Origin of the sequence: Polaromonas sp., from assembly GCF_010365105.1 — a bacterium.
Lineage (GTDB): Bacteria > Pseudomonadota > Gammaproteobacteria > Burkholderiales > Burkholderiaceae_C > Polaromonas.
The window spans coordinates 1-8,720 of sequence record NZ_JAAFGZ010000065.1; the positions used below are offsets into that span (position 1 = coordinate 1).

The 8,720-nt window shown below is 64.2% G+C and carries 8 protein-coding genes and 1 pseudogene; 7 read left to right on the top strand and 2 right to left on the bottom strand.

All coding sequences use genetic code 11. The features are described 5' to 3' along the window. Together GZ092_RS21080 and GZ092_RS21085 are read right to left on the bottom strand one after the other, a co-directional pair. A partial coding sequence (locus GZ092_RS21080) for a ribulose-bisphosphate carboxylase (protein WP_293639283.1) occupies positions 1–1,045 on the bottom strand: 1,045 nt, incomplete at its 3' end. A 102-nt stretch (positions 1,046–1,147) separates the two neighbouring features. Next, a complete protein-coding gene (locus GZ092_RS21085) occupies positions 1,148–2,059 on the bottom strand; it encodes a LysR family transcriptional regulator (protein WP_293639284.1) in 912 nt (303 codons plus the stop codon). A 141-nt stretch (positions 2,060–2,200) separates the two neighbouring features. Here GZ092_RS21085 and GZ092_RS21090 point away from each other — a divergent pair, with 141 nt between their 5' ends. From GZ092_RS21090 to GZ092_RS21120, 7 genes and pseudogenes are all read left to right on the top strand, one after another. Beyond that, positions 2,201–2,935, top strand: a complete 735-nt coding sequence (locus tag GZ092_RS21090; RefSeq protein ID WP_293639285.1) for an HAD-IA family hydrolase — start codon at positions 2,201–2,203, stop codon at positions 2,933–2,935. 15 nt (positions 2,936–2,950) lie between these two features. Next, positions 2,951–3,643 (top strand): ribulose-phosphate 3-epimerase, encoded by a 693-nt coding sequence (gene rpe / locus GZ092_RS21095; protein WP_293639286.1) that lies wholly within the window; start codon positions 2,951–2,953, stop codon positions 3,641–3,643. Between the two features lie 38 nt (positions 3,644–3,681). Then, positions 3,682–4,776 carry a class 1 fructose-bisphosphatase gene (locus GZ092_RS21100; protein ID WP_293639288.1) on the top strand — a complete coding sequence of 365 codons (1,095 nt, stop codon included), beginning with the start codon at positions 3,682–3,684 and terminating at the stop codon, positions 4,774–4,776. Between the two features lie 98 nt (positions 4,777–4,874). After that, positions 4,875–5,751: pseudogene (locus tag GZ092_RS21105) on the top strand (phosphoribulokinase). Positions 5,752–5,773: 22 nt separating this feature from the next. Continuing rightward, positions 5,774–7,864: a transketolase gene (tkt, locus tag GZ092_RS21110; RefSeq protein WP_293639290.1), complete on the top strand. Its 2,091-nt coding sequence runs from the start codon at positions 5,774–5,776 to the stop codon at positions 7,862–7,864. 14 nt (positions 7,865–7,878) lie between these two features. Beyond that, positions 7,879–8,553 carry an HAD-IA family hydrolase gene (locus GZ092_RS21115; protein ID WP_293639292.1) on the top strand — a complete coding sequence of 225 codons (675 nt, stop codon included), beginning with the start codon at positions 7,879–7,881 and terminating at the stop codon, positions 8,551–8,553. Positions 8,554–8,620: 67 nt separating this feature from the next. Further along, positions 8,621–8,720, top strand: a 100-nt coding sequence (locus GZ092_RS21120; protein ID WP_293636480.1) for a glyceraldehyde 3-phosphate dehydrogenase NAD-binding domain-containing protein, incomplete at its 3' end; no start/stop codon positions are given.

The window sequence follows — 8,720 nt, forward strand, 5'->3', positions numbered from 1 at the left end:
TGTAGCTGTCGCGCTCGATGATGTAGGCAATGGCGCGGTCGTCGTTGCTGCCTTCCATCTTGCCGTAGCCCATGGTGCCGACGTGGATGCCCGACGCGCCCTGCAGGCGGCTCATTTTGGCCAGCACGTAGGCGTCGTAGCCGCGTTTGGCGCTGGGGCTGGTGACGGCCCCGTGCCCGGCGCGGTGGTAATGCAGGTACTGGTTCGGAAACGTCCGGCGCGCGGTGGTGATCATGCCCGGCCCGCCCACATAGCCATCGACCAGAAAAGCCACCTTGTCGGCATCGGGGCCGAAGGTGCGCAGGATGTATTCCCCGCGCGCCAGCATTTCGTAGTGGTCGTCGGCGGTGATGTTGGCCGAGAAGATTTTGGCCTCGCCGGTTTCGTCCATCGCCCGCTTCATGGCGTCATAGACCAGCGGCATGACCTTGTTCATGGGCGCAAAGGTCTGGTTGCCCTGCGGCTCGTCGTTCTTGATGAAGTCGCCGCCCAGCCAGAACTGGTAAGCCGCCTGGGCGAACGGCTCGGGGCGCAGGCCCAGCTTGGGCTTGATGATGGTGCCCGCAATGTAGCCGCCGTCTTTGACCGGGCGGCCCAGCACGCGCCACAGGTCGGAAATATCCTTGGCCGGGCCGTCAAACAGCTGAATGGCGCGCGGCGGCATGAAAAAGTCGTAAATCTTGGCATGCTCGATGTCGCCCATGCCCTGGTTGTTGCCAATCACCAGCGTCAGGAAAGACACGATCATCATGCGGCCATCTAGGATGTTGCGGTCGAACAGCTCCAGCGGGTAGGCAATCCGCATCTCCTCGGTGGCTTCGTCGATCAGATAGACCAGCGCATCGACGCCCTTGGTGAATTCGTCGGTGGTCGAGACTTCGACATTGGTGCCGGTGGACGACTCGGCGGCAAAGTGGGCGGCGGCTTCGAGGTAGCCGTGGCCGGTTTTGGGCTTCATCTTGTAGGCCACCAGAATGTGGCGGCCCTGGGTGATCAGGTCGCTTTCCTTGAGGCTCAGGTCAGCGTAGCGGTTGGATTGGTCCATGCAAAGTCTCCGGTGGTTGGGGCGATGCAACCGACTATAGGCAGGACCATTCATCAAGAAAATTCAAATATATTTCTTGTTAAATCAGTTTTTTCTGATGATTTAGCTCCATGAATCCATCAGCGCCCCGCCCTGCTCGATCAAGAATTCCTTGAACGCCCGTGCGGCGGGCGAGAGCTTTTTGGCGCTCAGGTGCGTCACGTACCAGTTGCCCATCAGCGGCGTGCCCTCAATATCGACCAGCGCGATATAGCCGTTGGCCAGTTCGTGGCGCATGGTGCGGCGCGAGAGAAAACTCAGGCCCATGCCCGCCATCACGGCCTGCTTGATGGTTTCGTTGCTGGGCATTTCCATCACCACGTTAAGCGGCGTCTGGTGCTCGGCAAACAGCCGCTCCATCGCCGCACGGGTGCCCGAACCCTGTTCGCGCACCACAAAGCCGTGCTCGCCCAGCGCCGAAAACGGCAGCGACTTGCGGCGCACCAGCACATGGTCGGGCGCGGCGACGATGCTCAGCGGATTCGTGGCAAACGCCGTGGCTTCGCAGTCCATGTGGTCGGGCGCGCGGCCCATCACCACCAGATCGGCCTCGTAGCGCGCCATCATGCCCAGGATGTTTTCGCGGTTGTCGATGCGCAGCTGGATGTCGATGCCGGGGTGCAGCTTTCGGAAGCGCACCAGCAGCATGGGCACGAAATACTTGGCCGTGCTGACCACGGCCAGGTCGATGCGGCCTTTTTTCGTGCCGACATGTTCGGCCATCAGCGCTTCGAGGTCTTTGAACTGGCCCAGCGCAGCCATCGCGTGAATCAAAAAATCTTCGCCGGCATGCGTCAGCTGGATATTGCGCCCCAGCGGCTCGATCAGCGGCAGGCCGAAGGCGTCTTCGAGCTGGCGTATCTGCATCGACACGGCGGGTTGGGTGACGAACAGGCGTTCGGCGGCCTTGGACACTGAGCGCTGGCGGGCGACCTCGACAAAGGTTTGCATCTGCTTGAGGGTGTAGGGGCGCATGGCGTGGACTCGTTAAGTAATCAGTTTTTTCTGATGAAACGTTAATAAAACATGATTAGAGTTTATGGGTTGGACTCATTAAAGTAAATCCACCCTGACGCCGAGATGCGCAGAATCCCGCCCAACCGTTGAAAGAACCCGATGTCTGCAAGTTCCCTTCAAGCCCTGATTTTTGATGTTGATGGCACGCTGGCCGACACCGAAAGCGCGCACCGCGCCGCGTTCAACCAGGCGTTTGCCGAACTCGGCATGGACTGGCACTGGGACGAGGCGCGGTACACCCGGCTGCTGGAGATTTCAGGCGGCAAGGAGCGCATGCTGCACCACTGGCGGCAGGTGCAGCCGGACCTGCTGGACCTCGGCAGCGGCGTGCAGGACACGATCAACCGCCTGCATGAACTCAAAACCGCCGCTTACGAGCGCGCCGTGCAGGATGGCGCCGTGCTGCTGCGCCCCGGCGTGCTGCGGCTGATCGACGCGGCCAGCCAGGCCAAACTGCGGCTGGCCATTGCCACCACAACCTCGCCGGTCAACATTGCCGCTTTGCTGCGCCGCGCCATCGGCCCGGACTGGACGCAGTATTTCATGGTGATCGAGGACGCCTCGACCGCACCGCTCAAAAAGCCGCATCCGCAGGTGTATCTGCAAACCCTGCGTCGGCTGGACGTGCCTGCTGCCGCCTGCCTGGCGTTCGAGGATTCTTCCAACGGCCTGAGAGCAGCCCGGGCCGCCGGGCTGGCCACGCTGGTCACGCCCAACGGCTTCACCGCCCACCACGATTTCAGCGGTGCGCTGCGCATCTTGCCCGACTTGCAAGGCGTCACGCTGGACCGGCTGCGCGACTGGCATGCCGCATCAGCGCGCCAACTTTCCTAAGCCCCCGAGAACGCCATGACCCACATCCTCCGCCTTGCACCGTCCATTTTGTCTGCCGACTTTGCCCGCCTGGGCGAGGAGGTACGCGCCATCGAGGCCGCTGGCGCCGACCTGGTGCATTTCGACGTGATGGACAACCACTACGTGCCCAACCTCACCATCGGCCCGCTGGTCTGCGAAGCGATTCGCCCGCACGTCAAGATCGGCATCGACGTGCATCTGATGGTTGAGCCGGTCGATGCCTTGATTCCGCTGTTTGCCAAGGCGGGCGCGAACCTCATCACCTTTCACCCCGAAGCCAGCCGCCATGTGGACCGCACGCTGCAACTGATCCGCGACCACGGCTGCAAGGCCGGCCTCGCCCTGAACCCGGCCACGCCGCTGGACTGGATGACGCATGTGATGGAGCGGCTCGACATCGTGCTGCTGATGAGCGTGAATCCCGGCTTTGGCGGGCAGTCCTTCATACCGGCCACGCTCGCCAAGCTGCGCGAGGCGCGCCGCCGCATCCAGGTACACACGCTGGCCGGCGGCCAGCCGATCTGGCTGGAGGTCGATGGCGGCGTCAAGACCGGCAACATCGGCGAGATCGTCGCCGCCGGAGCTGACACCTGCGTGGCGGGCAGCGCGGTGTTCGGCAACCCGGACGCCGACGGCGGCTACCGAAGCGTGATGGACGCGCTGCGCCGCGCCGCCCGCACCGCCTGAAACGATATAAAAACTTTAACCCTCCAGGAGACTTCACCATGCCCTTGAACAAACGCTTCACGCTCACGCAGTACCTGATCCAGGAGCGGCGCCGCTTTCCAGGCGCCAGCGGCGACTTCAACGCCCTGATCCTCGACGTGGCGCTGGCCTGCAAGGCGATTGCCCGCGCCGTGGCTTTCGGCGAACTCGGCGGCATGCTGGGCAACCACGATGCCGATGCCGGCGGCGCGGTCAACGTGCAGGGCGAAACGCAGAAAAAGCTCGATGTCATCAGCAACCGGTATTTCACCGTGATGAACGAATGGGGCGGTCATCTGGCGGGCATGGCGTCGGAAGAAATGGATGCGCCCTACCAGATTCCGGGCGAGCACCCACGCGGCAAATACCTGCTGGTGTTCGACCCGCTCGATGGTTCGAGCAACATTGACGTGAACGTCTCGGTGGGCAGCATCTTTTCCATCCTGCGCGCCCCGCAGGCGGTGGCAGACAGTGGCCGCGACGTGGTCGAGGCCGACTTTTTCCAGCCCGGCACCGAGCAGGTGGCCGCAGGCTACGCGCTGTACGGCCCGACCACCATGCTGGTGCTTTCGGTGGGGAACGGCGCGGTGGGCTTCACGCTGGACCCGAACCTGGGCGAGTTCATGCTCACCCATCCGCATTTGCAGGTGCCCGCCGACACGCAGGAATTTGCCATCAACGCGTCCAACAGCCGTTTCTGGGAGCCGCCGGTCAAGCGCTACGTGGATGAATGCCTGGCCGGCAAGACCGGGCCGCGCGGCAAGGACTTCAACATGCGCTGGATTGCCTCCATGGTGGCCGAGGCGCACCGCATTTTGATGCGCGGCGGCGTGTTTTTGTACCCGCGCGACAGCAAGGACGCCGCCAAGCCGGGCCGCCTGCGCCTGCTCTACGAGGCCAACCCGATCGGCTTCATCATGGAGCAGGCCGGGGGCCGCGCCAGCACCGGCATCGTCCCAATGCTGGGCGTGCAGCCCACGGGGCTGCACCAGCGCATCGGCCTGGTGTTCGGCTCAAAAAACGAGGTCGAGCGTATCGAGCGCTACCACGCCGAACCCATCAGGGTCGAACTGAACAACCCGCTGTTTGCCGAGCGCAGCCTGTTCCGGGTCTGAAGCGGGTCTAGACCACTACTGATTTGATAGCTGTTTGCGCCCGTCAGTCGTGCGCCAGAGGCTGATTTAACCCAATTTTTAACTTTTGGAGACGCTCCATGTCTGAACGCAACCCCATCATTGCCATCACCGGCTCGTCCGGTGCGGGCACCACGTCGGTGACGCGCACCTTTGAGAACATCTTTCGCCGCGAAGGCATCAACGCCGCCATCATCGAGGGCGACAGCTTTCACCGCCACGACCGCACGGCCATGAAGCGCAAGGCGCTCGAAGCCGAACAGGCGGGCGACAACAACTTCAGCCACTTCGGCCCCGAGAACAACCTGTTCGCCGAACTCGAAACGCTGTTTGCCGACTACGCCGAAAGCGGCACAGGCCAGCGCCGCAAGTACCTGCACGACCCCGAGGAAGCCGCGCCCTACGGCCAGGAACCGGGCACCTTCACGCCGTGGGAAAGCGTGCCCGAAGGCACCGACCTGCTGTTCTACGAAGGCCTGCACGGCGCGGTGGTCACGCCGGAGGTCAACATTGCCCGCCACCCGGACCTGCTCATCGGCGTGGTGCCGGTCATCAACCTGGAGTGGATTCAAAAGCTCTGGCGCGACAAGTCCAAGCGCGGCTACAGCACCGAGGCGGTGACCGACACCATCCTGCGCCGCATGCCCGACTACGTGAACTACATCTTTCATGCACACGCATGTCAACTTCCAGCGCGTGCCGATGGTCGATACCTCCAACCCCTTCATCGCCCGCGACATTCCCTCCGCCGACGAAAGCATGGTGGTGATCCGCTTTGCCAAGCCCAAGGGCATCGATTTTCAGTATCTGCTCAGCATGATCGACGCCAGCTTCATGAGCCGGGCCAACACCATCGTCGTGCCCGGCGGCAAGATGGAACTCGCCATGCAGCTGATCTTCACGCCCTTTGTCTGGCGAATGATGGAGCGCCGCAAGCGGGCGCTGGGCCTGAACTGAACACGTCAAGGAGACACGCACCATGAACCAATCCCCCACCCCCGAACTTGCCCGCCAGATGGCCAACGCCATCCGCATGCTCGCCGTCGATGCGGTTGAAAAAGCCCAGTCCGGCCACCCCGGCGCGCCCATGGGCATGGCCGACATCGCCGAAGTGCTGTGGAACCGGCACCTGAGCCACAACCCGGCCAATCCGCACTGGCCGGACCGCGACCGCTTTGTGCTGAGCAACGGCCACGGCTCGATGCTGATTTACGCGCTTTTGCACCTGACGAGATACGACCTGCCGATGGCCGAACTCCAGCGCTTTCGCCAGTTGCACAGCAAAACCCCCGGCCACCCCGAAGTTGGCGTCACGCCGGGCGTGGAAACCACCACCGGCCCGCTCGGCCAGGGGCTGGCGAACGCGGTCGGCATGGCGCTGGCGGAAAAGCTGCTGGCCGCCGAGTTCAACCGTGACGCCGACGGCGTGCCGCACCGCATCGTCGATCATTTCACCTATGCCTTCATGGGCGACGGCTGCCTGATGGAAGGCATCAGCCACGAAGCCTGTTCGCTGGCCGGCACGCTGCGCCTGTCCAAACTGGTCGCGCTGTACGACGACAACGGCATCTCGATTGACGGCCATGTCGAGGGCTGGTTCACCGACGACACGCCCAAACGCTTCGAGGCTTACGGCTGGAACGTGATTCCCGCCGTCGATGGGCACGACGCCGCCGCCGTCGATGCCGCGATTCGCGCCGCCAAAGCGCAGGCGGTGCTGCCCGATGGCAAGCCAACGCTGATTTGCTGCAAGACCGTGATCGGTATGGGTTCGCCGCACAAGGCCGGTACGCACGACGTACACGGTGCGGCGCTGGGCGCAGCTGAAGTCGCCGCCACCCGCGCAGCGCTGGGCTGGACTGCCGCGCCGTTCGAGATTCCCGAGAAAATAGCCAACGCCTGGAACGCCGTGGCGCGCGGCCAGAGCGCCGAGCGCGCCTGGCGCGAGCGTTTCGAGGCCTACCGCAGCGCGTACCCGAAGGAAGCCGCCGAGTTCGAGCGCCGCATGGCCGGCGACTTGCTGCCCGCCTTTGACGAGGAGCTTCCCGCGCTGCTGGCCGCCATTGCCGCCCGGCCCGACGCGCTGGCCACACGCAAATCCAGCCAGAACGCGCTCGATGCGCTGGCGCCGCTGCTGCCCGAGTTCTTCGGCGGCAGCGCGGATTTGACCGGCTCGAACCTGACCAACTTCAAGGGCTGCGTGAAGGCTGGCCGCGACCAGTGGGGCAACCACCTGAGCTACGGCGTGCGCGAGTTCGGCATGGCCGCGATCATGAACGGCATGGCGCTGCACGGTGGCTTCATTCCCTACGGCGGCACGTTCTTGACGTTTAGCGATTACTCGCGCAACGCCATCCGCATGGCCGCGCTGATGAAGCTGCGCGTGATTCACGTCTTCACCCACGACTCCATCGGCCTGGGCGAAGACGGCCCGACGCACCAGAGCGTCGAGCACATTCCCAGCTTGCGCCTGATTCCCGGTCTGGACGTGTGGCGCCCCGCTGACGGGCTGGAAACCGCCGTCGCCTGGGCCAGCGCCATCGAACGCCACGACGGCCCGAGCGCGCTGTGCCTGTCGCGCCAGAACCTGCCGCGCCTGACGGAGGGCAGCATGACCGCCGCCATTCGCCGGGGCGGTTATGTGCTGTCGGACATGAAAGGCGCGCAGGCGGTGATTGTTTCCACCGGCTCAGAGCTGACGCTGGCCCTGCAGGCGCAGGCGCTGCTGGCCGAAGAGGGCATCGCCACCCGCGTCGTGTCCATGCCCTGCACCAGCATTTTTGACCGCCAGCCTGCGGCTTACCAGGACGTGGTGCTGCCGCTGGCGCTGCCCACGGTGGCGATAGAGGCGGCGCAGCCGGACTTCTGGCGCAAGTACGTGGGCCGCACTGGCGCGGTGATCGGTATGGCCGGTTTTGGCGAATCGGCCCCGGCGCCGGCGCTGTACGCGCATTTCGGCATCACCGCCCAGCGCGTGGTCGAGGCCGTGCGCGCACTGGCGCAGCGCCATCAGGCGGCATGGACCGAGCTGACGAACCTGCCCAATTCGGTCATCACGTCGATTCACTGAACAGGAGCCTCACCATGCGCCAACCCTACCTCTTGATCCTTTTCGACCTCGACGGCACGCTGGTCGAAACCGCCCCCGAGATTGCCGATGCCGTGAACGACACGCTGCGCCGCTTTGACCTGCCCGAAGTGACGCAGCAGCAGGTCAACGACTGGATCGGCCACGGTACGCGCGAGCTGCTGATCCAGGCGCTGGCCTTCAGCGGCGCCGTTGATGTGGCCGCCGTGCGCGCCAGCGACACCCTGCCCATGATTGCCGCCGAGTTCGACCTGAATTACCAGCGCCGCTGCGGCACGCGCAGCCGGCTCTACCCGCAGGTGCGCGAAACCTTGACTGCCCTGCGCGAGCGCGGCGTGAAGCTGGCCGTGGTCACCAACAAGGAAGGCCGCTACACCGCCACCGTGCTGGCCGCGCACCAGCTCACGCCCTTGCTCGACCGGGTGGTCAGCGGCGACACGCTGCCGACCAAAAAGCCCGACCCGGCAGGCATTGAAAGCTGCATCAAGGCCTTCGGCGTGCCGCCGCACCGGGTGCTGTTTGTCGGCGATTCGTCGATTGACGTGGCCACGGCGCGTAACGCCGGCATCGATGTCTGGGCGCTGCCCTACGGCTACAACAGGGGCCAGCCGATCGAGGCCAGCGCGCCCGACCGGGTGATTGCCGACTGCTCGGCGCTATTGAATAAATAGCTGCTTGCGCCCGTCCAGCATGCGCTATAGCCACTTTTTATCACTATTTCAAGAAAATTCCACTGTCATGACCATCAAGATGGGTATCAACGGCTTCGGCCGCATTGGCCGCAACGTGTTGCGCGCCGCCGTTCAGAACTTCAGCGACATCGAGATCGTCGCCATCA